24 protein-coding genes are annotated in these 24,844 nt (G+C 70.9%); 12 read left to right on the forward strand and 12 right to left on the reverse strand.

Features of this window, described 5'->3' with window-relative positions; all coding sequences use genetic code 11:
* Nucleotides 1-672, reverse strand: a complete 672-nt coding sequence (locus IE325_RS30175) for a succinate dehydrogenase (protein ID WP_190073257.1) — start codon at nt 670-672, stop codon at nt 1-3.
* Nucleotides 673-792: 120 nt separating this feature from the next.
* Between IE325_RS30175 and IE325_RS30180 the strand changes: the two genes are divergently transcribed.
* Nucleotides 793-1,677 carry a LysR family transcriptional regulator gene (locus tag IE325_RS30180; RefSeq protein WP_190073258.1) on the forward strand — a complete coding sequence of 295 codons (885 nt, stop codon included), beginning with the start codon at nt 793-795 and terminating at the stop codon, nt 1,675-1,677.
* Nucleotides 1,678-1,680: 3 nt separating this feature from the next.
* On the opposite strand, the gene IE325_RS30185 is transcribed toward IE325_RS30180, so the two are convergent.
* From IE325_RS30185 to IE325_RS30210, 6 genes are all read right to left on the reverse strand, one after another.
* Nucleotides 1,681-2,559 carry an SDR family oxidoreductase gene (locus IE325_RS30185; protein ID WP_190073259.1) on the reverse strand — a complete coding sequence of 293 codons (879 nt, stop codon included), beginning with the start codon at nt 2,557-2,559 and terminating at the stop codon, nt 1,681-1,683.
* Between the two features lie 22 nt (nt 2,560-2,581).
* The gene (locus tag IE325_RS30190; protein WP_190073260.1) at nt 2,582-3,592 is read right to left on the reverse strand and encodes an alcohol dehydrogenase catalytic domain-containing protein; all 1,011 of its coding nucleotides are present in this window, start codon (nt 3,590-3,592) and stop codon (nt 2,582-2,584) included.
* Nucleotides 3,593-3,725: 133 nt separating this feature from the next.
* Entirely contained in the window at nt 3,726-4,616 is an 891-nt protein-coding gene (locus IE325_RS30195) for a LysR family transcriptional regulator (protein WP_190073261.1), read from the reverse strand.
* A 66-nt stretch (nt 4,617-4,682) separates the two neighbouring features.
* Complete coding sequence (locus tag IE325_RS30200) at nt 4,683-6,818, reverse strand: putative bifunctional diguanylate cyclase/phosphodiesterase (RefSeq protein WP_190073262.1); 2,136 nt, start codon at nt 6,816-6,818, stop codon at nt 4,683-4,685.
* The gene (locus IE325_RS30205) at nt 6,815-7,627 is read right to left on the reverse strand and encodes an SAM-dependent methyltransferase (RefSeq protein WP_190073263.1); all 813 of its coding nucleotides are present in this window, start codon (nt 7,625-7,627) and stop codon (nt 6,815-6,817) included. The genes IE325_RS30200 and IE325_RS30205 overlap by 4 nt, the downstream gene beginning before the upstream one ends.
* 318 nt (nt 7,628-7,945) lie before the next feature.
* Nucleotides 7,946-8,932, reverse strand: coding sequence for an SCO0930 family lipoprotein (locus IE325_RS30210; RefSeq protein WP_190073264.1), 987 nt, complete (start codon nt 8,930-8,932; stop codon nt 7,946-7,948).
* A gap of 311 nt (nt 8,933-9,243) precedes the next feature.
* Here IE325_RS30210 and IE325_RS30215 point away from each other — a divergent pair, with 311 nt between their 5' ends.
* The 3 genes from IE325_RS30215 to IE325_RS30225 all read left to right on the forward strand — a co-directional run bounded on the left by IE325_RS30215 (nt 9,244) and on the right by IE325_RS30225 (nt 11,273).
* Nucleotides 9,244-9,783 (forward strand): hypothetical protein, encoded by a 540-nt coding sequence (locus tag IE325_RS30215; RefSeq protein WP_190073358.1) that lies wholly within the window; start codon nt 9,244-9,246, stop codon nt 9,781-9,783.
* 15 nt (nt 9,784-9,798) lie between these two features.
* A complete protein-coding gene (locus IE325_RS30220; RefSeq protein ID WP_190073265.1) occupies nt 9,799-10,563 on the forward strand; it encodes a bestrophin-like domain in 765 nt (254 codons plus the stop codon).
* Between the two features lie 194 nt (nt 10,564-10,757).
* Nucleotides 10,758-11,273, forward strand: a complete 516-nt coding sequence (locus IE325_RS30225) for a hypothetical protein (protein WP_190073266.1) — start codon at nt 10,758-10,760, stop codon at nt 11,271-11,273.
* A gap of 115 nt (nt 11,274-11,388) precedes the next feature.
* Here the strand turns inward: IE325_RS30225 and IE325_RS30230 are convergent, their stop codons facing one another.
* The gene (locus tag IE325_RS30230; RefSeq protein ID WP_190073267.1) at nt 11,389-11,886 is read right to left on the reverse strand and encodes a hypothetical protein; all 498 of its coding nucleotides are present in this window, start codon (nt 11,884-11,886) and stop codon (nt 11,389-11,391) included.
* 332 nt (nt 11,887-12,218) lie between these two features.
* Between IE325_RS30230 and IE325_RS30235 the strand changes: the two genes are divergently transcribed.
* On the forward strand, nt 12,219-12,881 hold the full coding sequence (locus IE325_RS30235; protein WP_190073268.1) for a class F sortase: 663 nt from the start codon (nt 12,219-12,221) through the stop codon (nt 12,879-12,881).
* A gap of 28 nt (nt 12,882-12,909) precedes the next feature.
* On the opposite strand, the gene IE325_RS30240 is transcribed toward IE325_RS30235, so the two are convergent.
* On the reverse strand, nt 12,910-13,767 hold the full coding sequence (locus IE325_RS30240; protein ID WP_190073269.1) for a polysaccharide deacetylase family protein: 858 nt from the start codon (nt 13,765-13,767) through the stop codon (nt 12,910-12,912).
* 101 nt (nt 13,768-13,868) lie between these two features.
* Complete coding sequence (gene lysX / locus IE325_RS30245) at nt 13,869-17,147, reverse strand: bifunctional lysylphosphatidylglycerol synthetase/lysine--tRNA ligase LysX (protein WP_190073270.1); 3,279 nt, start codon at nt 17,145-17,147, stop codon at nt 13,869-13,871.
* 87 nt (nt 17,148-17,234) lie between these two features.
* Between lysX and IE325_RS30250 the strand changes: the two genes are divergently transcribed.
* On the forward strand, nt 17,235-17,696 hold the full coding sequence (locus tag IE325_RS30250) for a universal stress protein (protein WP_190073271.1): 462 nt from the start codon (nt 17,235-17,237) through the stop codon (nt 17,694-17,696).
* 9 nt (nt 17,697-17,705) lie between these two features.
* On the opposite strand, the gene IE325_RS30255 is transcribed toward IE325_RS30250, so the two are convergent.
* Nucleotides 17,706-18,533 carry an alpha/beta fold hydrolase gene (locus tag IE325_RS30255; RefSeq protein WP_190073272.1) on the reverse strand — a complete coding sequence of 276 codons (828 nt, stop codon included), beginning with the start codon at nt 18,531-18,533 and terminating at the stop codon, nt 17,706-17,708.
* Nucleotides 18,534-18,590: 57 nt separating this feature from the next.
* On the opposite strand from IE325_RS30255, the gene IE325_RS30260 reads away from it, so the two are divergent.
* Nucleotides 18,591-19,064, forward strand: coding sequence for a MarR family winged helix-turn-helix transcriptional regulator (locus IE325_RS30260; RefSeq protein WP_190073273.1), 474 nt, complete (start codon nt 18,591-18,593; stop codon nt 19,062-19,064).
* A 1-nt stretch (nt 19,065) separates the two neighbouring features.
* Here the strand turns inward: IE325_RS30260 and IE325_RS30265 are convergent, their stop codons facing one another.
* Nucleotides 19,066-20,211 (reverse strand): CapA family protein, encoded by a 1,146-nt coding sequence (locus tag IE325_RS30265; protein WP_190073274.1) that lies wholly within the window; start codon nt 20,209-20,211, stop codon nt 19,066-19,068.
* A gap of 213 nt (nt 20,212-20,424) precedes the next feature.
* On the opposite strand from IE325_RS30265, the gene IE325_RS30270 reads away from it, so the two are divergent.
* The 5 genes from IE325_RS30270 (at nt 20,425) to IE325_RS30290 (ending at nt 24,842) form a co-directional block, all read left to right on the forward strand.
* On the forward strand, nt 20,425-20,970 hold the full coding sequence (locus IE325_RS30270; protein ID WP_190073275.1) for a sigma-70 family RNA polymerase sigma factor: 546 nt from the start codon (nt 20,425-20,427) through the stop codon (nt 20,968-20,970).
* 146 nt (nt 20,971-21,116) lie between these two features.
* Nucleotides 21,117-21,632: a hypothetical protein gene (locus IE325_RS30275; protein ID WP_190073276.1), complete on the forward strand. Its 516-nt coding sequence runs from the start codon at nt 21,117-21,119 to the stop codon at nt 21,630-21,632.
* A gap of 151 nt (nt 21,633-21,783) precedes the next feature.
* Nucleotides 21,784-22,437 (forward strand): anti-sigma factor family protein, encoded by a 654-nt coding sequence (locus IE325_RS30280; RefSeq protein WP_190073277.1) that lies wholly within the window; start codon nt 21,784-21,786, stop codon nt 22,435-22,437.
* Nucleotides 22,438-22,554: 117 nt separating this feature from the next.
* Nucleotides 22,555-22,962 (forward strand): hypothetical protein, encoded by a 408-nt coding sequence (locus IE325_RS30285; protein ID WP_190073278.1) that lies wholly within the window; start codon nt 22,555-22,557, stop codon nt 22,960-22,962.
* Nucleotides 22,959-24,842: a caspase family protein gene (locus tag IE325_RS30290; RefSeq protein WP_190073279.1), complete on the forward strand. Its 1,884-nt coding sequence runs from the start codon at nt 22,959-22,961 to the stop codon at nt 24,840-24,842. The genes IE325_RS30285 and IE325_RS30290 overlap by 4 nt, the downstream gene beginning before the upstream one ends.
* Nucleotides 24,843-24,844 lie beyond the last annotated feature (2 nt).

A 24,844-nucleotide genomic window follows, 5' to 3' on the forward strand; every position in this document is an offset into this window, starting at 1 on the left:
TCAGCTCACCAATCCGGTCATGACGCCCACGGGTACGGCGATGAAACCGACCGTGAGCAGCAGCGCGAGGATGTCGGCCGTGGCTTTCAGGGCGCGGTCGCGGGTGCGGCTGCCGGCGCCGAGGGTCTGGGCGGCGCTCCAGAAGCCGTGCCGTATGTGCAGGCCGAGCGCGAGCATCGCGACGATGTAGATGACGTTGCCGTACCAGGTGGAGAAGGTGTCCACGACGTTCTGGTACGGATGGCCCTCCTGGAAGCCGCCGGAATGCACGGTGCCGGTCGTCAGGTCGAGGATGTGCCAGACGATGAACAGGCCGAGGATGATGCCGCCCCAGCGCATGGTGCGCGTGGCGTAGGAGGCGCGCGGCTTCTTGTGCACGTACTTGCTGGGCCGCGCCCTGATGTCGCGGCGGCTGAGCTGGTACGCCGAGGTGGCGTGTGCGACGACGGCGACGACCAGCACGATCCGGACGAGCCAGAGCGTCCACTCGTAGTGCATGAAGGGCTCGCCGATGGTGCGCAGCCAGTGGGCGTAGTGGTTGAACTCGCCCGCCCCGAAGTAGATCTTCAGGTTGCCGATCATATGGACGACCAGGTACGCCAGCATGATCAGTCCGCTGACCGCCATCACGGTCTTCTTGCCGACGGTGGAGTCCCACACCGTGCGTGCCATGGACGGCCGTCGATCCGTCCGCGTTGCCAGAGCCATGGAACAGGACGCTAGGGCCGAACGGCCCTATCGGTCCAAGACATGGTCCGGCTCGTTTCGATAGTCGGTGCCTATGATGCCTGTATGCAGTTCCAGCAGCTCCAGTACTTCGTGGCGGTCGCCGAGACCCGGCACTTCACCCGGGCCGCCGATCTCGTGCATGTCGCGCAGCCCTCGCTGTCGCAGCAGATCAAGGCGCTGGAGCGGGAGTTGGGCGCGGACCTGTTCCTACGGGCGCGCGGCAACATCTCGCTCACGGATGCCGGGGAGGCCCTGCTGCCGCTGGCCCGGCGCATCCTGGCCGACGCGGACACCGCCCGCCACGAGGTGCTGGAGCTGGTGCAGCTGCGCCGGGGCCGGGTCCGCCTGGGTGCGACGCCGAGCCTGTGCACGGGCCTGCTCCCGGACGTGCTGCGCGCCTTCCACGACCGCTATCCCGGTATCCAGCTGCTGATCGAGGAGGGCGGCTCGCACGATCTCGTACGACAGCTCGCCCGCGGCGCCCTGGACCTGGCCCTGGTCGTGCTTCCGCTGCCGACGCCCTCCCCCGCGCTGACCACGGTGGAGCTGCTGAGGGAGGACCTGGTCGTGGTCTCCTCCCCCGAGGCTCCCCACCCCGGCGGCGGCCGGCGCAGCGTGCGCGTCGCCGATCTGGAGGGCGAGCGTCTTGTGATGTTCCGGCACGGCTACGACCTGCGGGAACTGACCGTGGCCGCGTGCCGTGCCGAGGGCTTCGAGCCGGACTTCGCGGTGGAGGGCGGGGAGATGGACGCGGTGCTGGGGTTCGTGCGGGCGGGCCTCGGGGTGGCCGTCGTACCGCGCATGGTGGCGGCCAGGTCGGGCCGGGGGCTGCGGGTCACCCCGCTGGCCCGGCCCGGTCTGTACCGGACGATCGCGCTGGCCCACCGCAGCGATGTGGCGCCGCCGCGGGCCGCGCGGGAGTTGCAGCGGATGCTGCTCGAGCGGTGAGCGTCAGGAGCGCGGGGTCAGCAGGTCCGGCATGCCGATGCGCTCGTAGAAGTCGGCGCGCACGGCGTCGGCGAGGTCGCTGACCCGCTCCGAGCCGTCGTTCGCCGGGTCGATGGTGGTGCGGAACGGCCGCTCGCCCTTCGGGGTGTCGACGATGCGCACGATGGCGTCGGCGACCTCCCGCACGTCGGCGTCGGCCGGTGCCAGGGCGGCGAGGGCCTTGCCGACGTCGTCCATCAGACCGGCGTAGAAGGCGTCGTACGCCTGAGCCGTGCCCGTGTCGGCGGGGTGCATGGCGTGGGCGAAGTGGTTGGTGCCGGAGGTGAAGGAGCCGGGGACCACGAGGGCCGTGTCGATGCCGAAGCGGGTCAGCTCGACGGCGTAGCTCTTGGCGAGGTGGTCCATGGCCGACTTGGCGGCGAAGTAGGGGCCGAGGTAGGGCGGGGTGCCGCCGTAGGTGCTGGAGGAGCCGACCCACAGCAGCAGGCCGTCGCGGCGGTCCCGCATCTGCGGCAGGACGGCCCGGTTGACGCGCTGCGTCGACAGCACGTTGGTGTCGTAGATCTCGGCGATCTGCTCGGGGGTGAAGGACTCCGTCGGGCCGAGCACCATGTGCCCGGCGTTGTGCACGACGACATCGATCCGGCCCACCTCGGCGACCGCGGCGTCCACGGACTCCTGGCTGGAGACGTCGAGTTCGACGGTGCGCAGGTCGACTCCGTGCTCGGCGGCGTAGGACTGGGCGTCGGCGACGGCCGGGGCGTTGCGGCCGGTGGTCTGGCGTATGCCGGCGTAGACGGTGTGGCCGGCGTCGGCGAGGGCGCGGGCGGTCAGGGCGCCGAAGCCGCTGGAGGCACCGGTGACGAGGGCGACGTAGGGCATGGCGGAACTCCTTGGGGGAAAGTCAGGCGAAGGTGATCACGCTGCGGCCGTGGGCGGTGCCGTCGGCCATGGCGTCGAGTGCGGAAGGCGCCTGGTCCAGGCCGATGGGCGTGACCTCGGGCAGGATGCCGTGGGCCGCCGAGAAGGCGAGGGTGTCGCGCAGGTCGTGCGGGGAGCCGGACGGGGACGCGGCCACGTGCAGCCGGTTGAGGATCATGGGCTGCGTGGGCAGGGTGAGCGGCTCGGAGCCGTAGCCGAGGAGCAGCAGGGTGCCGTCGGGGGCGATGCCGCCCAGGGTGGCGGTGGCCGCGGCGGTGGACGGGGCGGCGTTCAGCACCAGGTTGGCGCCACCGTCCCAGGCCTTGAGGGCGTCGGCCGGGTCGGACTCGTCGGTGGCGACGAACAGTTCGGCGCCCAGCGCCTTCGCCTGGTCCTCGCCGCGCCGGGAGCGGCCCACCACGGCGACACGGGCGCCCATGGCGACGGCGTAGCGCGCGGCCAGGGCGCCGACTCCGCCCAGGCCGACGACGGCGACCCGGGAACCGGCCTTCACGCCACCCTGCCGCAGACCGTTGAAGGCGGTGAGCCCCGCGCACATCAGCGGTGCCGCGGCCACGGGGTCGAGGCCGTCCGGCAGCGGGGTGACGAAACCGGCCTTGAGCAGGGCGTACTCGGCGTATCCGCCGTCGGCCACGATGCCGGTGATGCGCTTGCGGGGGCACAGGATCTGGTCGCCGCGCACGCAGTAGTCGCAGTGCCCGCAGGAGTCGTACAGGAACTGGCCGCCCACCACCGTGCCGACCTCCGGGAAGGTCACGCCCTCGCCGACGGCGGTCACCACTCCGGTGATCTCGTGGCCGGGGACGACGGGGTACCGGGCGAAGGGGTAGTGGCCGCGCAGCAGGTTCAGGTCGGAGAAGCAGACGCCGCAGGTGGTGACCTTGACGAGGACCTCGCCGGCGGCGGGCTGGGGGATGTCGAGGGTGTCGAGGGTGAGCGGGAGGTTCGCTCCGGTGGCGACGGCTGCACGCATCGCGGGCTCCAAGGGGGGATCGGGGATTCGGTACGCCGGTGAATTCCCGGCACTTCCGAGTCTGTGAGCCCGCCTTGGTCCCGTCCAATGCCGGTTGCGGCCCGATTGATGCCCAGGCGGCATCGGCGCAGGTCTAGCGCGTGCCGTGGGCCCGTAGCGTCTCGACGAAGTTCGTCACGAGGTGGGAGGGGCGTGCGGCGTTCCAGGCCAGGGAGACCTGCCCCGGAGGTACGTCGGCGACCGGGACGTAGGCGATGTCGGACCTCGGGAACGCCGCCGCGACGGAGGACGGCACGAAGGCGATGCCGCGGCCGCCGCGGACGTAGCCGAGGAGTTCCTCCATGTCGTGGAAGGCGGGGCCGTGGCCGGGCCGGGTGCCGTCGGGGCGCGGATCGGCGTTCCAGACGGCCGACCAGGCCTCGGCCGCCTCCGCGTACTCCAGGACGGGTTCGCCGGTCAGGGCGGCGAGGGCGACCTTGGCGTCGCGGGCCCGGGGATGGTCGACGGGCAGGACGGCGGCGATGTGCTCGGGGTAGAGCGGCAGCAGGTCGACCCCGTCGGCCTCCAGGGGCGGCCGTACGAACCCGACGTCGACGGAGCCTTCCAGCAGGGCCCTCGCCTGGCTCCACCAGCGCAGCCGGACCAGCTCGATGGACACGCGGGGGAACCGGGCGGAGAACGCGTTCAGGGCGAGGCCGACGTCCGTGCCGAGCATGAAGCCGACGATCAGCGCGTTGTCCCCGGAGCCGATGCGCCGGGCCCGTTCCTGGGCGGCCTCCGAGGCGGCGAGCAGTGCCTTGGCGTCGCGCAGGAACTGTTCGCCGGCCGGGGTGAGCGTGACCTCGCGCGTGCTGCGGGTGAACAGGTCGACCCGCAGCTCGTGCTCCAGCTGCCGCACCTGCCGGGACAGCGCCGGCTGGGTGACGTGCAGGGCGACGGCGGCCCGGCCGAAGTGCCGGCGCTCCGCGACGGCCACGAAGTAGCGCAGCTTACGCAGATCCAGGTCGATCGGCCGTTCGGGCATGGCCTCACGCTATACGGCGGCGGCCCGTCCGGCCCACGGCTCCACCTGGTACGCCCCAGCCCTCCCTCAGCCCGTCGCGTCCACCAGCGCCAGCTCGTGCAGCCGCTCCGGCGGGCCCGGGCGGGCGTAGTACCAGCCCTGGGCCGTGTCACAGCCGAGGATCCGCAGCTGCTCGGCCTGGGCGCCGGTCTCCACGCCCTCCACCGTCACCGAGAGGTCCAGGCCGTGGGCCAGGGAGACGATGCCCTCGACGATCTTGAGGTCGACGGGGTCGGCCGGGAACTGCTGCATGCTCTGGGTGAAGGAGCGGTCCAGCTTGAGGATGCTCACCGGCAGCCGGCGCAGATTGGCGAGGTTGGAGTAGCCGGTGCCGAAGTCGTCCAGGGCGATGTCGACACCCATCTCGGCCAGCCGGCGCAGCGGCTTGAGCAGGTCGTCGTCGGCGCCGATGAGGGCCGACTCGGTGACCTCCAGGCAGAGGGCGTCGGGTGCCATGCCCGTGCGCTCCAGGATGTCGACCGTGTCCTGGACGAGCCCGGGGTGGGTGAGCTGGCACGGCGAGAGGTTGACGTTGATGCGGAAGGGCCCGGCGTCGTCGTAGCGTTCTCGCCACTCGCGGGCCTGGCGCACCGACTGCTCCAGGACCCAGCGGCCGAGCGGCACGATCAGCCCGGTGTGCTCGGCGAGCGGGATGAACCGGTCCGGGCCGAGGACGCCGTGCTGCGGATGCAGCCAGCGCACCAGGGCCTCGGCGCCGCGCACGCTGCCGTCGCCGAGATGGACCAGGGGCTGGTACTCGATGAAGAACTCGCCCCGGTCCAGGGCCGTCGGCAGTGCCGTGGTCAGTCCGTGCCGGGTGATGGCGCGGGCGTCGGCCTCCGGGTCGGCCAGCTCGAAGCGGTTGCCGCCAGCCGACTTGGCCCGGTACATGGTGATGTCGGCGCTGCGCAGCACCTCCGCCGGGCCGCGTTCCCCGGCCGGGCCCTCGACGATGCCGATGCTGCCGCGCACGGTCAGCTCACGGCCGTCGACGCTGATCGGGGCGACCAGGACGTTCATGATGCGGGCGGCGAGTTCGTCGACCTCGCGCTCGGTGTCGGGTCCTGTGGTCAGCGCCACGAACTCGTCGCCGCCGAGGCGGGCGACCATCTCGCCGGGCGCGGTGGCGCAGGACTGCAGGCGGTCGGCGACCTCGACGAGCAGCCGGTCGCCGGCCGCGTGGCCGAGGCTGTCGTTGACGGTCTTGAAGCCGTCCAGGTCGAGGTAGCACAGCCCGAACCGCTGGCCTTCCCCGGCGCCCAGTGCCTTCTCCAGGCGCTCGAAGAAGAAGGTGCGGTTGGGCAGGCCGGTGAGCGCGTCGTGGGTGGCCTCGTAGCGCAGCCGCAGATTGAGCAGCCGGCGCTCGGTGGTGTCCTCCATCAGGGCCAGCTGGTACTGGGGTTCGCCGTCGGCGTCGCGCAGCAGGGAGACCGTGAGGTTGGTCCACAGGACCGTTCCGTCGGGCCGGTAGAAGGCCTTTTCGACGTGGTAGTGCTCGCGCTCGCCGCGGACGAGCTCGTCGTAGAGCTTCCAGGTCTGCGGTGCGTCCTCGGGGTGGGTCCACTCCTGGACGTTGCGGGTGCGCAGCGCCTTCTCGGAGCTGCCGAACATCCGCAGCAGGGCGCCGTTGACCTGGATGATGTTGCCGTCGAGGTCGGCGATGCCGATTCCTATGGCCGCGCCTTCGAACACCGCGCGGAACCGGGCCTCGGTGGCGTGCAGCGCCTGGGCGACCACGCCCTGCGCCTTGAGGGCGGCCGCGGAGATCGCCTCCTGCTCGGCCAGTGTCCGCGCGCGCAGCGCCTGGGCGAACCCGGCGGCCATGGCGTGCTGGAGGCGTGCCGAGCGGGCCCGGAGGTTCTCCTGGTCACCGCCGTCGCCGCAGTACAGCACGAGGTAGGCGTCGACGCAGTCCAGTGAGCGGCTGAGCGCCTCGGGGTCGGTGCAGTGCGCGGCGACCAGGGCGGCGCCGACCGCCCTGCCCTCGTTCGCGTCGAAGGTCCTGGCCCTGAGTGCCTCGCTCAACCGGCGGGCGAGCGGCAGCAGTTGGTCCTCGAACTCCGGCCGGGTCGACGACGTCGAGGTCACCGGGAAGACCGCCCGGCTCCAGATCGTCGCGAACCGGCGCAGTCTGTCCTCCGGCCCGTCCGGCCCCGCCCTCACGCCGTACGCCCCACGCCGGCGAACCCGGAGAAGGCCCACGGATCCTCGTCCTCCGATGTGGTGTCGGGCCGCCAGAGCGGCATCGGCACCAGTCCGGGTTCCACCATGTCGTACCCCTCGAAGAACCGCGCGATGTGGTCGCGCGAGCGCATGATCAGCGGGTTGCGAATGTCCTTGTATACGTCGACCGTGCCCTTGGCCCGCTCCTCGGGCAGCGGGATTCCCTCGTACGAGGCATGCGTGAGCACCAGCAGGCTGCCCGGCGCGAGCGCCTCGCGCAGCTGGGCCACCGCCTCGTAGGGTTCGTCCTCGTCTTCCACGAAGTGCAGTATGGCAACGAGGAGCAGCGCCACTGGCCGGTTCAGGTCGATCAGCCGCTCGATCTCGGAACTGGCCAGGATGTCCTGGGGCTTGCGGAGGTCCGCGGCGACGATGTCCGCGTCGTCGTTGCCCGCGAGGACCGCCTGGCTGTGGGCGACGGCGACCGGGTCGTGGTCGACGTACACCACGCGTGCGCCGGGGCTTGCCGCCTGGGCCACCTCGTGGACATTGCCGAACGTCGGGATGCCGGAGCCGATGTCGAGGAACTGGGTGATGCCCTCGTCGGCCGCGAAGCGCACCGCGCGGCGCATGAACGCCCGGTTGGCCTGCATGATCTTGGGGAGGCCCGGCATGAAGTCCATGGCCTTGCGGGCCGCGTCCCGGTCGACCTCGAAGTTGTGCGAACCGCCCAGGTAATAGTCGTAGATCCGCGAGACGCTGGGCACCGAGATGTCGATGCTCCGGGGGGCCCAGGCGGGACGCTCCATCTATCTCTCCAAGGCGTAGGCGATCCGGTGTTCGAGCTGAGGCTACTGATCGCCCGCCAAAGGAGCGAGCGGAAACGGAAATTGACCATCCGTTCCCGGTCACTGCCAGTGGCACGTGCCGTGTTGACGCCTCACCCGCCCGCTACGAAAAGCAGGTCAATGCAGGCAAACCGGTGCACCCCCTGCGCCTGGAGCTTCAGGGGGTGGACCGGTGGGTCGGCGCGCCGTCCGTTCGTCCGGCACTCTCGCGTTGTCATCCCTCCCTTCCGTGGTGCTGCTCGGCTGGGTGAGGCGATCAACCCTGGGGAGGTGTGATCTCTACTTCTCCGACGCGCCGACCGGCTTGCCGTCGGGGCGGATGGCGTACCAAGTACCGCCGACGCCCTGACCGTTGGTGTCGCCGGGCTTCTTGTCACCGGCGAAGGTGTAGATCGGCACGCAGTCGATGGTCTGCTGCTTGATTCCGTCGGGCCGGTCGAAGACGACGTAGCCCTGGCCGCGGGGACCGGAGCCCTTCAGGTCGATGCCCTTGGTGTCCGCGGCGTCGACCGGCTCGATGACCGGCCACTTCTCCAGGCAGTCATTGAGGCACGCGGTCTTCATCGGCCAGGGCGAGTCCTTCATGAAGCGGTAGACCGTGTGGCCGTTCTTGTCGATGACGATCTCGCCGAGCTCGGGGTCCTTGCGGGTGGACAGGCCCGGCAGGTCACCGGCCTCGGCCCCGGCGCCGCCCTGCGCCTTCTTGCCGTTGGGGGCGAGCGCGTACCAAGTGCCGCCGACACCCTGGCCGTTGACGTCGCCGGCCTTGGTGTCCTTCGCGTAGTGGTACGCGGGCCAGCCGTCGACCGTCAGCTGCTTGGAGCCGTCGGACCGGGTGACCGAGCCGAGCAGCGCCTTGTCGATGCCTTCGCCAGCGGTGGCGTCGTCCGCGGAGACCGGCGGCCACTTGGCCGCGCAGTCGCCGTCACAGTTGGACTTGGCCGGGTCGGCGGTGTCCTTGTCGAAGCGGTAGAGAGTCATCCCGGCGCTGTCGGTCAGCATCTCGCCCAGTTCCTCATTGGTCGCCACGGCCAGCTCACCGGCTCCGGCGCCCTTGGACGGCGTGGCGGCGTTCTCCTCGCCCGCCGCGCCCGCGTCGTAACCGGAACCGAGGCTCGCTCCGTTCCCGTAGTCGCCGGCCGCGGCCGTGGCACCCACGTTCTGGCTGCTCGCCGGCGGGGCGGTTTCCGAACCGCATGCCGTCGTCAGCGCCGCCACTGCAACGGCGCTCACCACGAGCGAGGCGCTCCGCCACGAGGTCTTCATCGTCAACTCCCCGATCATCACAAGGGTGTTGCAGCGCCCTGCTGCGCCGCCGCACGACAAGAGGTACGGGCGAACGCCACTGTCGTGTTCAACGAGCGCACCAATTTCTTTCCGGAACCTGTGAATCGCACGGTCGTGCGACGCCGGAGTCAGGTGCGTACGGCCCGATCAAACCCATCGGGCGTCATCAATCACCCCTTTGGGTAGCTCCGCTCGCGCTTTGGCCCGCTACTGCACGAAATGCCCCCAAGATCTTCGGCGTGTATGGACTCGAACCGATCCAACCCACGCTCACCGCAAGGGTGTTGGCGGTGGCCACGCTGACGTGGCTGCTGGTCGCGGCACCCGCCGGTGCGGCCACGGCCGATGTCTGCGCGTACGCCGACACCGGGCCGGACGGCGCTGCGGTGGTCGCGATCGCCGGAAACGCCACCTGGCCGACCCCTCCGCAGTGCCCGCCACCGACACCGACCCCCACCCCTACGCCGACGCCCACCCCGACCCCCTCACCGGACCCGACACCGACCTCGCCACCGCCGAAGACCACCCACACCCCGAAACCCGAGCCACCGCCTCCCCCGCCCCCACCGCCCCCGGCCCGGCCGGCTCCCGAGCCCGCGCCGCCCCGCCCGGCGCCCACCCCGCCCCCTACGCCGACTCCCACCCCGAAGCCCAAGCCCAAGCCGTCGGCCAGCCCCACCCCGAGCCCGTCCGCATCCCCCGTGCACTACCCGCACTACCGCGCCACAACGCACCGACGGGCGGCGCACGACGCCCCGTCACCCCTGACCTTCGTCCTGCTGATCGCGGCGCCCGCCATCGCCGCCGTCGCCGCGCTCCGTCCACGCTGATCCTGGAGGCCCCTCTTGCCGGAATGGCTTGTTCTCACCCTCGCGATGCTGGCCGCGTGCTCCGTCGTGGTCGTCATCACCCTCGTTCGGCATCGCACGGCCGCCGAGGACGAGGATCCCTCGGAGACCCCTGACGTCATCGAGTACATGACGATGTGGATCGGCGTGGTCTACGCCATCGTGCTGGGCCTGGCCATCGCCGGGGTGTGGGAGGCGCGCAGTGCCGCCCAGGACCATGTCCAGGCGGAGGCCGTCGCCCTGCACGAGGTCTCGGAGCGGGTCCGGGTCTATCCGGCCGACGCGCGCGACCGTATTCGGGACGATGTCAACGCCTATGTCGGACACGTCGTCAGCAAGGAGTGGAATCACATGTCCAAGCACGGCGCGGTCACCGAGCGCGGCGCCGAGCTCCTGCAGCGCGTACGTGAGGACGTCACCGACTACGAGCCCAAGTCGGACTTCCAGGCACAGGCCTACCAGCCGCTGCTCGACCAGGTGACCGCGGCCGACCAGGCGCGCAACGCCCGGGCGAACTCGACCGGCGACACCATGCCGGGCGTGGTGTGGTTCGGGCTGCTGGCCGGCGGTGTCGTCACCATCGGGATGGTGTTCGCCCTGCAGATCCGGCGCACGGCCCGCGAGCTGATCCTCGCCGGGCTGTTCTCCGCGCTGATCGCCTTCCTGCTGTTCCTGATCTGGGACTTCGACGATCCGTACAGCCGCGGGGTGACGGCGTCGACCGAGCCGTTCTACGCGCTCTTCCCGCACCTCAAGGGCTGACGGGGCCTCACCCGGGGGACGCGGGAACTCCCGTCCCCTGGGTGGCCCACACGGTTGACCCGTTCGTACGACACCGATCGCGCAGGGGTGCGCACCTTCCTAGCGTTTCGGTCATCGAGGTGCATTTCTGGCGCAGCCGTCAGGCGCAAGCGGAAGAGCTCCGCGATTGCTCCTCGGGGACCTGGAGGAACACCATGCGCGCGATACGCGTCGCCACCGCGGCCCTGCTGGGCGTGGGCGCCCTCGCCGTGACTGCTCCGGCCGCCCAGGCGCAGGGCGACAACTCCGGTTTCTGGGCCACCGTCCGGCCCACCACCGTCCCGCCCGGCGGGCTGGTCCGGCTGCGGGCGACGGGCTGCGAGCAGAGCGTGACCGTCTCCTCGGGGGTCTTCGACACGGTCACCATCCCCCGGGGGCGGACGACGGCCCGGGCCAGGGTCGACCGGGACGCCAGGCCCGGTGCCGTGTACGAGGTGTCGTTCTACTGCGGCACCTTCTGGCAGAGCGTCGACCTCACGATCGCCGGCGGCGGACCGGATCGTCCGGACCGGCCCGATGTCCCGCAGCGTGGGGTGCACGCCGGTGAGGGCGGCAGCTTCGCCGGGCTGGATCTGAAGGAGATCGGCCTGGGGGCCGTGCTGATCACGGCCGTGCTCGGGACGACGCACCGTCTCTCCCGGCCCCGTGCCGACGAGGACGGCGCGGCCTGACGCGCCGCCGTCCGCCTTCTTTCCTGCGCAGAGCTTCGCCCCGGTCCCGTGAGGGGGATCCGGGGCGAAGCTCTGCGTTCCTCGGAGTCGTCGGTCGTGCTTCATGGGCAGCGGGTCAGATCCGCTTCTCGGCCCGCCGACGCATCCAGAACACGCCGCCGCCGATGACGGCCGCCGCGATCAGCCCTCCTCCGATGGCCATGTCGGTCGGGGTCGCCCCGGTGGAGGTGCTGCCGCCCAGGCCGCCGCGGACGCCGCCGATGACCGAGAAGGCGTTCGGATGCGTCAGGGGCCGGCTGGAGCCGGTGCAGTGGACCGTGATGCTGTGCGAGCCGGGACGCGCCTTCCGGTCGATCGTCGCGGTGCCCTTGGCCGTGCTGCCGCCGACGGGGCTGAGCGTCGTGGGCCGGAACGCGTCCGAGGTCGCGGTGCCGCCGCGGTGGCAGCCGTCGACGGTGATGGTCAGCTGCCCGCCGCGGGCGATGACGCTGGGCAGGGCGACGATGTTGCTCGGGCCGACGGGCATGCCGTCGCGTGCCGTGGCCACGGGGGTGGCCAGGCCGAGGGCGGCTACCGCGGTGGCGAGGGCCGCCAGGGTTCGAGTGGTTCGCATGTGATCCTCCGCGGAAGACGCCCCGGGTACCGTCCCCGGTATCGATCGGCGAGAAAGCGCCTCCGTTAAAGACCCTCAGTTGCGCTGCCCCGGGCCGCATTTCGGCAATGGTCCGTATTGGTGAGAGGACACGCCGGAGGACCACCCCGTCAGAGGAATTGCCGCAGGTCACACACCGTCAGAATTTTCCGCCGGGTGGCAACTCGGATGGCGCACCGAAGGGGTTGGCGCCACCCGTTCGTCTCTGCCCCGTCGCCGGTTTCACGTGGGGGACTTAGCGTTTTCGTATGCGCGAATGACGTGGCGACGGCCGCGTCGAGAGGGGAAGTCGAATGTCCGGTTTCGAGCTGCCCGAAGAGGAGGAGCGGCGGAAGAAACGTGCTCCCTGGGGCGTGATAGCGCTGGTTCTGCTGACCGGTCTCGCGCTCATCCGCAATGGCTCCGGGGAGTTCGACGAGGGCCCGCCGCAGCCCGCCTCGGCCGCCGCGGCGGACCGGCAGTTGCCCGGCTCCGTCCTCACCCAGGCCGCGCGGCCGTTGCCGTTCGCCCTGCCGGACCGGGTCAGGATCCCCGCGATCCAGGTCGACGCCCCGGCGATCCCGGTCGGTCTGGACACGGACGGCTGGGTCGGTGCGCCGCCGCCGGAGGACCCCAATCTGGCGGGCTGGTTCACCGGCTCCGTCTCCCCCGGCGAGAAGGGCACCGCGGTGGTCGTCGGCCATGTCGACAACCTTCAGGGCCCGGCCGTTTTCTACGGGCTCGGTTCCCTTACGAAGGGAACTCGCGTGGAAATCGCCCGTAAGGACGGAAAGACGGCCGTCTTCGAGGTGTACGGCATCGAGGTGTTCCAGAAGGACAATTTCCCCGGCGACCGCGTCTACGCCTCGAAGGGAAACGCCGAATTGCGGGTCATCACCTGTGGCGGCGGTTTCTCCAAGCAGACCGGTTATGACGGGAACGTCGTCGCTTTCGCCAGCCTGGTCGAGGTCCGCTGAGCGTTCCCCGGCCGGGCGGCGAAAGCCGTCACGCGTAATGCCGCTCGGGGACGGTGATGTGGTAACCGGCGTCCAGCAGCCGCGGCAGATAGGCGCGCAGGGCCCGCACGCTCTGGGAGCGGTCGCCCCCGGCGTCGTGCGAGAGCACCACGACTCCGGGGGCGGCGCCGTCCCGGACCCGGCCGACGATGGTGCCGGTGCCGGGGGTGGTCCAGTCGAGGGTGTCGATGGTCCAGGCGAGCGGATCCATGCCCAGTTCGGCGCCGAGTTGGAAAGCGGTGCGGTTCCAGGCGCCGTAGGGGGCGCGGAACCAGGCGGGGCGTTCGCCGTAGGACTCCTCGATGATGTCGCAGGTGCGCTCCATCTCCCTGCGCATCCTGCCGCGGCTGAGCCGGGTCAGCAGGGGGTGGGACCAGGTGTGGTTGCCGACGACATGGCCCTCGTCGGCCATCCTGGCCAGGAGGTCCTTGTTGTCCACGACCATCTCGCCGCACACGAAGAACATCGCGCGGACGTCGTACTCGCGCAGGGTGTCCAGGATGTACGGGGTGTAGCGGGCGTCGGGCCCGTCGTCGAAGGTCAGCACCATCCGCCGGCCGCGCCCTGACACCCGCAGCAGGGGCGCACGCCGTACCAGGGTCCGGCGGGGTGCCGCCTTGGGCGGGCCGTATCCCATGAGCGGTTCGAGGCGGTAGGCGGAGGGCTTGCGCGCGGGGCGCGCCTGCGGGCCCGCGGCCGGGGCCGGTGCGGGGGTCCGCAGGACCGGCTCGTCGCCCGTGAACGACGTGAACAGGCCGGCGCCACCGGCGGCTCCGGCGGCCGCGGCACCGGCGAGCAGCGCGCGGCGTCGGGTGAACAGACGCGCGGGCAACTGATCCTTCGTCATGACTGATCAGTCGCCCGATGAGGGACCGACGCACCAGTACGACACCGGAACGGACGCACGAATGCACTCGCCCGGAGCACGGCCGAGGTCGCCCGTGCGGCTCAGCGGCGGCGCACCAGGGGGAACGGCAGGGTCTCGCGGATCGTCAGGCCGGTGAGGAACATGACCAGTCGGTCGACGCCGATGCCGAGGCCGCCGGTGGGCGGCATGGCGTATTCGAGGGCGTCGAGGAATTCCTCGTCGAGTTCCATGGCCTCGGGGTCCCCGCCCGCGGCGAGCAGGGACTGGGCGGTGAGGCGGCGGCGCTGCTCGACGGGGTCGGTGAGCTCGGAGTAGGCGGTGCCCAGTTCGGTGCCGAAGGCGACGAGGTCCCAGCGTTCGGCGAGCCGGGGGTCCACCCGGTGCTGGCGGGTGAGCGGGGAGACGTCGGTCGGGAAGTCCTTGTAGAAGGTGGGCAGCCGGGTCTTCTCCTCGACCAGGCGCTCGTACATCTCCAGGACGATGTCGCCGTGGCCGTCGTCGGCGACGTACGGCACGCCCACGCGGTCGCAGTGCCGGTGCAGCCGGAGCAGTTCGGTGTCGGGGTCGATCTCCTCGCCGAGCACCTCGGAGATCGCGCCGTACACCGTCTTGACCGGCCACTGCCCGGAGATGTCGTACTCCTCGCCGTCCTTGTGGGCGACCGGTGAGCCGTAGGCGGCGGTCGCGGCGCCCTGGATCAGTTCGCGGACGAGGTCGAGCATCACGTCGTAGTCGGCGTACGCCTGGTAGGCCTCCAGGATCGTGAACTCGGGGTTGTGCTTGTAGTCGACGCCCTCGTTGCGGAAGGTGCGGCCCATCTCGAAGACCTTCTCGACGCCTCCGACGCACAGCCGTTTCAGATACAGCTCGGGGGCGATGCGCAGATAGAGGTCGAGGTCGTAGGCGTTGATGTGGGTGGTGAAGGGGCGGGCGTTGGCGCCGCCGTGGATCTGCTGCAGTACCGGTGTCTCGACCTCCAGGAAGCCGCGCTCCAGCAGGCCCTGGCGCACGGCCTGTACGGCGGTGGAGCGGGCGCGGACGACGTCGCGGGCGGCGGGGCTGGAGATCAGGTCGAGATAGCGCATACGGACCTTGGCCTCGGGGTCGGCGAGGCCGCGGCGTTTGTCGGGCAGGGGGCGCAGGCATTTGCCGATGAGCTGCCAGGAGGTGACGAAGACGGTGGGTTCGCCCTTGTCGCTGGCGCCGGCCTTGCCGGTGGCGCTGATGAGGTCGCCGATGTCGGTGTCGGCGGTGAAGCGGTCGAGGGCGGGGCCGGAGTCGGCCCGGGTGAGGGCGAGTTGGTGGTCGCCGGTCCAGTCGCGCAGGACGGCGAAGACGATGCCGCCGAAGTCGCGGACCAGCATGATCCGCCCTGCGACGGTGACCTGCTCGCCCGCGCGGATGTCGGCGAGGGTGTGGGTGCGGGGCGGGATGCCGACCGGGTAGGGGTCGACGCCCTCGGTGCGCAGTCGGTCGAGGGTGTGGTGCCGGATGCGGACCTGCTCGGGCAGGCCCGCATCCGGCCCGGCCGCCCCGGCCTCGTCCCCTCCTTCGAGGCCGAGCGCCGCCAGCGAGGGCAGTCCTTCGGTGGTCGCGGGGCGGGGCCCGGTTCTCGGGTGCCCCTTTCTGCGGAGCTTGTGCAGGGACGGTACGGAGACGAATCCCTCGGCGATGCCGGACGCCATGCCGATACGGGCGAGGGAGGCGGCCTCGCCGTAGCAGATGAAGCGGGGGAACCACTGGGGGTCGTACTTGGCGTTGGAGCGGTAGAGGGCCTCCAGCTGCCACCACTTGGAGAAGAACAGCAGCAGGCGCCGCCACAGCCGCAGCACGGGTCCGGCGCCGATGCGGGCGCCCTCCTCGAAGACCGAGCGGAAGACGGCGAAGTTCAGCGAGATCCTGCGGATGCCCAGCTTCGGGGCGACCGCGCACACCTCGGCGACCATGAACTCCATGACGCCGTTGGGGGCGCCCCGGTCACGGCGCATCAGGTCCAGGGAGATGCCCTCCCGGCCCCAGGGCACGAAGGACAGCACGGCGAGCAGCTGATTGTCCTCGCCGAGGGCCTCCACGAGGAGGCAGTCGCCGTCGGCGGGATCGCCGAGGCGGTCCAGGGCCATGGAGAAGCCGCGTTCGGTCTCGGTGTCGCGCCAGGCGTCGGCCTTGCGGATCACCTCCTCCATCTCGGCCTCGCTGAGGGTGGAATGGCGTCGGATACGGCAATGAGCACCCGTACGGCGGACGCGGTGGACGGCCTGCCGGGTCACCCGCATGTCGCGGCCGTCGAGGTCGAAGTCCTGCGGTCGCAGGATCGCCTCGTCGCCGAGTTGGAGGGCGCCGAGTCCGGAGCGTGCGTAGGCGGTGGCGCCGTCCTCGGAGGCGCCCATCGCGGCGGGCACCCAGGCGTAACGGCGGGCCAGGTCCAGCCAGACGGCGATGGCGTGCGGCCAGGCCTCCCGGTCGCCGACCGGGTCACCGCTGGCGAGGCACACGCCGGCCTCGACGCGGTAGGTGACGGCGGCCTTGCCGCTGGGTGAGAAGACGACGGCCTTGTCGCGCCGGGTGGCGAAGTAGCCGAGGGAGTCGCCCTCGCCGTAGGCCTTCAGCAGCGCGCGGATGCGGGCCTCCTCGTCGTCGTGCAGGGCGGCCTCCATGCGCTGTGAGCGGAAGAGGGTCGCGGCGGCGTTGAGGAGGGCGAGCGCGCCGAAGAGGCCGAGCAGGAAGTACAGGGGGCGCGGCGGCCGTCCGTCGTAGGTGGCGCCGGAGACGAGGCCGCCGCAGACCCGGTCGGCGGCCCACGCCAGGCGCTGGCTCTGCGGCAGCGTGCCGGGGAACAGTTCGACGAGCCCCCAGCCGGCCAGGATGCCGATGACGAGGCCGACGGCGAGGACACCGAGGGCTCTTCGTACGGCGCCGTGGCGGGAGGCGGCGTAGAACTCGCCGCGGGCCACGATCAGCAGGGCGAGGGCGAGGGCGCACACGATGAGGGAGGGGACGGAGTCGGCGTAGTCGCCGACGACCGTGCCGAGGATGTCGGTCAGGACGAGCAGGCCCAGATAGACGACGACCAGCCACCAGGCGATCTTCTTGCGGGCGGCCGTCGCGGCGGCGAGCAGGAACAGGAATACGGCGTAGGCGAGGTTGGCGCTGACGGGAACGATGGTCTCGTCGAGGGCGTTCACGACCGGGCGCAGGCCGCGGCGCAGCGGGGGGATGAACGCGAGCAGGACGCAGAGCAGTCCGAGGGCGCCGAAGAAGGTCGCGAAACCCTCCGGCACCCTGCTCATCAGGCCGTGTCCGGGCGGCCGTACCGGGCCCGTGGCGTCCTTGTCCCGTACGGCCTCCACGGTGGCACTCATGTTCCGACTGTAGGAAGCCCCACGCCTCCTCGCCCGTCGAGCGTCCCGGCCGACGGGCGGACCTGGGGCTTCCGATAGCCTCCTGCCGTGACGGAACAGCACGCGCACCGGTTCGAACGGGGCACGGACGGACCCAAGGTCATCGTGGTCGGGGTGGACGGCTCCGACTCCTCATTGCGCGCGGCGGCGTACGCCGGTGGCCTGGCGCGACGGCAGAAGGCTCTGCTCGCCGTCGTGTACGTGCAGCCGGTGATGACGGCGGGCGCGGCGCTCGGGGCGCCGGTCGCGGAGACGACCAATGAGATCGCCGAGGATCTGATCACCCAGATCCGGGACGCCACCGAGCGGCAGAAGGGGATATTCGACGTCCGCTGGGAGTTCCACACCTTCCAGGGCGACCCCTACAACGGCCTGGTGAAGGCGGCCGACGACCTCAAGGCGGACGCCGTGGTGGTGGGCGCCTCGGAGCAGGCCGGGCACCGGATCGTCGGTTCGGTGGCGATTCGGTTGGTGAAGGCGGGGCGGTGGCCGGTGACGGTGGTGCCGTAGCCACCGGCGTCACAGGGTCCGTAGGAAGTCGAGCAGGAGTTCGTTGAAGGCCTCGGGCTTCTCCAGGCTCGGGAAGTGTCCGGTGTCCTCGATGGTCACCGACCGGCCGTTTCGTACGCCGCGGACGAGCCGTTCGGCCATGTCGATGCCGTCGGCCGCGTCGAGCGCGCCATGGATGGCGAGTACGGGTACGTCGATCTCCGGCACCCGGCTCCAGGGGTCGGCGAGCCACACGTGCCAGTCCTTCTCGCCGAGGGTGTGCTTGCCGACCGTGTGCGTCGCCATCTCCCGCATCCTGCGCACGGCCTCGGGGTCCACCTGATCCACGGTGCGATGCGGGCCGGACACGTTCTTGGCGAAGGTCTCGACCCAGCCGGCGACATCACCGGCGCCCAGCAGGCGTTGCGACTCCGCGGCCCGCTCCCGGGTCCATGGGTCGGTGTACTCGAACGCGCTGGTCCCGGCGCCGCTCACGACCACCGCGCGCACCAGCTCGGGGTACTCGAGGGCGGTGTCGGTGGCGACCGCCGCGCCCATGCACGCACCGACCAGGACGGCGGGTCCGGCGTCGAGATGGCGCAGCAGGGCGCCGAGGTCGTCGGCCCAGCGGTACGGCCGGCTCGCGTTGGCGGAGAAGCCGAAGCCGCGCACGTCGACCGCGATGACACGGTGTCCGGCGGAGACCAGGGCCGGTATCTGGTCGTCGAAGAAGCGGTGGTCGACCCATCCCGGGTGGACCAGGACCACAAGGTCCCCGGCCCCGGCGTCGCGGTAGGCGAGGTCGCCGTCGGCGGAGGCGAAGAAACACAGATCCGAAGCTTTCGTCGCTGTCGTCATGACAACCAAGGTGTCATTTTCGGCGAGATTTGGCAACCAGGGTGTCATGATGGCCCCGTGAACGACTCCGACAAGCCCCTCTCCCCCGACGATCTCGGCGACCGGGTCAGCGAGGTGTTCGATCTGATCGGCGCGCTCTACCGACGCGGCCTGCGCAAGCTCGAGCAGGCCGAAGCGGTCGAGGGGGTGTCCGTCGGTGTGCGCTCGGTGCTGGTGCTGCTGCACAGGTACGGGCCCATGACGGTGCCTCAGATGGCCCGGGTGATGGCGCTGACCCGGCAGTTCGTGCAGCGCATGGTCAATGACGCGGCGGCGAGGGACTGGGTCGAGGCCATCCCCAACCCCGCGCACCAGCGGTCCTCGCTGATCCGGATCACCGGCGACGGCGAGGCCGTCATCACCGCGATCCTCGCGCGCGAACACGCCCTGAACCGGCAGGTCGGCGGCGAGCTGACCGAGGCCGAGCTCCGGGCGTGCGTGCGCGTGCTGAAGCAGATGCTGAAGACCTTCGACCACGGCGACCCGTACTGACCTACTTCCCCATGACGAGCCCGTCGTCCGCCGCGCCCCGGCTCAGCACGACCTCCCGGATCCGGTCCCGCTCGCCCTGCAGTTCGGCGCCCTTGGCGATGGCCCGGTTGAGGTCGAGCACCCGCCCCGCGTCGATGTCGAACATCTGCGGCACGAACTCGGCCTTCTTCACCTCCCAGCGCTCACCCGCCCGCTCCGGCGGGGCGAAGGTGAAACGGGCGAGGGTGGACTGGTTGCCGCGCGGGTCCTGCACGCCCTGGTCGTTGTACATCGGGCCGGCGACCTGGTCGCCCATGCCGTAGACCACCCAGGTGCCGTTCACCTTCTCGTAGGCCTGCGGGACATGGGCGTGGGTGCCGAGGATCAGGTCGATGTCGGGGCGTTTGCCGGAGTGGGCGGCGGTCAGGTCACGGGCCAGGTCCACCTGGTCCTCGTCGGGCGCGTCCTGCCATTCGGTGCCCCAGTGCATCGACACGACGACCACGTCGGCGCCCCCCTTCCGGGCGGCCCGGGCGTCGGCCACGATCTTCTTCCGGTCGATCATGTTGACCGCCCAGGGCTGGCCCGGCGGAAGCGGGAAGCCGTTGACGCCATAGGTGTACGCGAGATGCGCGACCTTGGCGCCGCCCGCGCGCAGCACCGTCACACTGCGCGCCTCCCCCGCGGTGCGGGCCGTTCCCGCGTGCCGCACCTTCGCCTGATCGAGGGCGTTCAGCGTGCGCAGGATGCCGGCGGCGCCGTCGTCGAGGCTGTGGTTGGAGGCGGTGGAGCAGCCGTCGTAGCCGGTGGCGGCGAGGCCCCGGGCCACTTCGGGCGGGGACTTGAAGAGGGGGTAGCCCGTGTAGTCGCCGTTCTCGCCGTAGATGGTCTCCATGTGACACAGCGCCAGATCTGCCCGCGAGACCACGGGGCGCACGCCGGCGAACATCGGGCGGAAGTCGTACCCCTTGCCGCCCGCGTCGAAGCGGGCGCGATCGATGATCGAGGTGTGCGGGAGGACGTCGCCGGAGGCGACGAGGGTGAAGTCGCGGGACCCGGCGGAGGGGGCCGGGTGTCCCGAGGCCTCGCGGTTGTGGGCCTGGCAGGCGGCTCCTGCGACGAGGACAGCCGCGGCAGCAATGGCCACAAGCCGACTGCGTGCGATCATCAGCTCACCCCTTGTGGTCGTATATACGCACCAAAATAGGTACGAAATATGGCCCTCCCGCAAACAATCCGGCCGCTTCCGTTAGCCCGTCCGGCGCGCCCCGGCTTGCGGAGGCGACCGTTCACCGAACCGTTCGCCGACGCGATCGACCGTCCGCCGCAGATCCGTGCGCATGCCCTGTCCTGTGGCGGGCGCCTGCGATGCCATACGGCCATGACGGCCGGAACCACGCTCACGAACGGGACGACCGCCGAGCACGAGCTCGCCGCACTGCAGCGGGAGCACGGCCGGCCCCTCTTCGCGCTCCTGCTCCGGCTCTGCGACGGCGACCGGCAGCGCGCCGAGGACCTCGTGCAGGAGACGCTGGTGCGGGCCTGGCAGCATCCCGAGGCCCTGCGCGCCGACGACTTCGACTCCGTACGGCCCTGGCTGATGACGGTCGGGCGACGGCTCGCGATCGACGCGCGGCGGGCGCGGCAGGCGCGGCCCGCGGAGGTCGGGGACGCGATCCTCGAGAATGCGCGGGTCATCTCCGACCACGCCGAGCGGGCCGCCGAGATGCTCGACGTCCGTGAGGCTGTGAAGACACTCACTCCGGAGCACCGTGAAGTCCTGGTGCTCGTGTACTTCCAAGGGGCGAGTGTTGCGGAGGCCGCGGAAACCCTTGGTATTCCGCCCGGTACGGTGAAGTCCCGCGCGTACTACGCACTGCGCGCACTGCGTCGGGTGCTTCCCGGATACGCGGCCGACCTGCGGTGAAACCGAAGGCTTAGTCAAACCTCCGTAAAGCGCCTTGCTGAACACCCCGATTGAGTAATCGGCTGTCCTCATCCGTGTTCCGGATTGGGCAAGGGCCCAGGGCCCCGGGGTAGGGCGACGCACTCACCGGAGGAAGGCAGGAAGGGATGCTGCACAGAGGTCAGGAGAGCACGGACGGCACCGGTGGCGGTGAACTCACCGTCCCCATGGCGTGGTTGTACGCCGAGTACATCGCCGACGAGCTGCTCCGCACCGGCGACCTGATGCCGCCGACGTCCTTCGAGTTCCGTGCCGGGCGTGACGCCCTGGCGCTGACGATCTTCCTGTCCGACACCGACGGCGAGCTGTCCGGCATCCGGGTGGTCACCCAGCTGGAGACCTGGCTGTCGCTGACGGCCTACGACCAGCCGTGGCAGGACTGGGTGCGCGAGCGCATGGCGGGCCTGGCAGCCGAGGCGGCCGACTCCGGCGGGCCCGCGCCCGACCTGGAACTCGCCGAGGCGGCCTGGCGCTGGCTGCAGGAGACCGAGCTGCTCGCGCCCGATCTGAACGCCGTGCCGGGCGGCGGTGCGCCGGGCGGGGAGGACGAGGGACCGAAGGTGTGGACACCGGCGTGGCAGCTGGGGCTGCCGCTCGGGCATCTCGCCATCCACCTTTTTTAAGTTCTTTTCTCCCCGGACCAATCCTCGGCACCGACGGCTCCGAATCCCTTGGTTGCGATTCTGTTTCGGCCTTGAGTGATTCGACTGCCTGGTGCGTACCAGTGGGCGCAAGGAGTAACACACCCCACACCCAACGGCACGAGGATTCGGCATGAGGTCCCTGGAGAGGCATCGCGACGTCGCCGCGTACGCGCTCGGCGTGCTGAACGAGGCGGAGGCATTCCGCTTCGAGGACCACCTCATGGAGTGCGCGCGCTGCGCCGCACACGTGACCGAGTTCGGGCCCATCACCCGCCAGTTGATGCTGTACCGGCGGTCCACGCCCCGATTCGTGCACCCCATGACCAAGCCGGGCCCGCAGATGCTCAACCGGCTGCTGGAAGCGGTGGCGATCCGCCACCGTGCGCGCCGCCGGCGCACGCTGTACGCCGTGGCCGCCTCGGTGGTCATCGCCCTCGCCGGACCCGGCGTCGCGATCATGGCGAGCGGCGACGAGAAGGCCGCACAGGTCGTCCAGGCGACCGACGAACGGTCCGGGGTGTGGGCGCAGGTCACGACCGAGAACCAGGCGTTCGGCAGCCAGGTGGAACTGAAGGTGAAGGACGGCGCGGGCCCGCGCCCCTGCCATCTGGTCGCCGTCGGCCGGGACGGTTCGGAGGAGACGGTGACCAGTTGGTCCGCCGCTCACCACGACGCCCGTGAGAACACGATGACCGGCGCGTCGGGGATGCACTCCGACGAGATCGTGCGCTACGAGGTGCGCACGGCGAACGGGGAGCACCTGGTGACGCTCAAGCCCCGGTGACACGCATGTTGAACGGTGAAATACCGTCAGTCGGCGCCGGGCCAACGAAGTTGCCGCGCCGCTGTGATCAGCACAGACTGGAGACGAGGACGTGAAGCCACCGAAGGGGCTGACCCGGTGGACAGCACATTGCAAATCCTCGTCAGCGAGGAAGGCGCGGAGGCCGAGCGCCTGGCGGATCTGACCCGCTATCTGCGCGAGGAACTCCTCCAGCTCGACGTGGACGACGTGAAGGCCGCTCCCGGCGAGGAGCCGCCACCCGGCGCCCGGGTCGTGGGTGTCGTCGAGGTCGGCACCCTGCTGGTGACCCTGGGCAGCTCCGTCACCGCGCTGAACCAGGTGGTGGGCGTGCTCCGGGACTGGCTCGGCCGGTTCCGGAACACCCGTGAGGACACGCGTCCCGCCCTGAAGCTGAAGCTGGGCGACGACGTCCTGGAGATCTCGGAGGCGTCCGACGAGCAGGTGGCACAGGCGCTCGGGGCGTTCCTCCAACGCCACTCCGCCACCTCCGAGGCCCGGCCATGACCGACACCCGGCATGCGCTGATCATCGCCAACGACCGCTATGACGACCGGGCGCTGAAGAAGCTCAAGGCGCCCGCACACGACGCCGACGCGCTCGCGGACGTGCTGCACGACCCCCAGATCGGCGACTTCGAGGTGGACGTGATCAGCAACGAGCCGTCGCACGTACTGCGCCGGCGCATCGAGCGCTTCTTCTCGGACCGCCGCCGCGACGACACCCTGGTGGTGCACTTCTCCTGCCACGGGATCAAGAGCGAGTCCGGCGAACTGTACTTCGCCGCCAGCGACACCGAGCCCCTGCTCCTTGAGGCCACCGCGGTCCCGGCCCAGTTCGTCCGGCGGTGCATGTCCCGCAGCCGCGCGGGCCGGACCGTGCTGTTCCTCGACTGCTGCTACGGCGGCGCCTTCTCCCGGGGCTCCTCCGGCGTGCGCTCCACCGGCGATGTGAACGTCCTCGACACGTTCGCGGCGGACCCACCGCCCGGCGGACGGGGCTGGGCCGTGATCACCGCGTCGAGCTCCATGGAGTACGCCGTCGAGGGCGGCGACCTCACTGCGGACACCGCCGCCCGGCCGTCCGTGTTCACGGGCGCCGTGGTGGAGGGCCTGGAGACCGGTGAGGCGGACCTCGACGCGGACGGCGAGGTCTCCCTGGACGACCTGTACGACTACGTCTACGACCATGTCCGGGAGCAGAACCCCAACCAGACGCCGAGCAAGACGGTGGAGATGCAGGGCGAGCTGCATCTGGCACACAGCCGGCGCCGCCGTATCAAGATCGAGCCGGAGCCGATCCCGGCCAGCTGGCGCACCGCCCTGAACAGCAGGAACCACTTCACCCGTCTCGGGGCCGTCGCGGAGCTGCGCTTCCGCCTGGAGAGCGAGAACCTGCCGGTGGCCGAAGGGGCGCGTCAGGCCCTCCAGGAGGTCTCGAACAACGATCTGCGGCAGGTCGCGGACATGGCGAGCCTGCATCTGCGCGAGATCCGCCTCCAGCCGTCACCGGTCCAGCTGGACTTCGGCCGGCTGAACCGGGAATCCCCCGCGCCGCACCGGTCGGTGGCGCTGGGCGGCCTTCCCCTGGCCCGCGCCTGTGTACCGGTGGCCACGGAGCCCTGGCTGGACGTCACGGAGTCCGCGGACGGCCTGGACATCACGGTGGACACCACGGCGGAGGGGCCCCTGGCCGGTGACGTCGTGCTGAAGGGGATCGCGGACGAAGCCGTGGTCCATGTCGAGGCGGAGGTGGAGACACGGAGCGAGGCCGAGGAACGCGAGCGGCGTGAGGGCGAGGAGAAGACGCGCGCGAACATGGCACGGCCCACCCAGGCCGTCACGACGACACCGCCCCGTCCGGACCCGGGCCCGCAGCCGGGGCGCGGCGAGGCCGCCACACAGGTCGTCCGGAGCAGGGAGCCGCATCGCTCGCGCCCCCTCCCGCCACGCCCGTCCCGGCCGCCCGACGACGCCAGGAGGAGAGCCGAACCCGCGCCCTCCAAGTCCAGCCGTGCGCCCGCTGTGGCGACCGCCGCGCTGGCGCTGGCCTCGGCATCCGTGATCACCGTGATCCTGGCCGTCGTGGAAGCCGCGGAGGCCGTGAGCGACCGGGCGGCCGAAGCACAGGGTCCCAAGCTCCGCCACTACGCCGAGCAGACGAACCTGGAGGTGTACCTCATCGTCTCGGCGGTCACCGCCATCGCGGCGCTCGTCCTGAACTCCGTCGCACGGCACCACGTACGCGCCCACCCGGACCGCTACACGAGCGCGATGACGGGCCTGACGGCGACACTGACCTCGCTGGTGCGGTACTTCGCGATCCCGGCGCTGATCCTGGCCGTCCTCGCGGGCGTCGCGTACTACGTGGCACGCGGCCTCTGGTGACG

The sequence above is a fragment of the Streptomyces lanatus genome, assembly GCF_014655715.1.
Lineage (GTDB): Bacteria > Actinomycetota > Actinomycetes > Streptomycetales > Streptomycetaceae > Streptomyces > Streptomyces lanatus.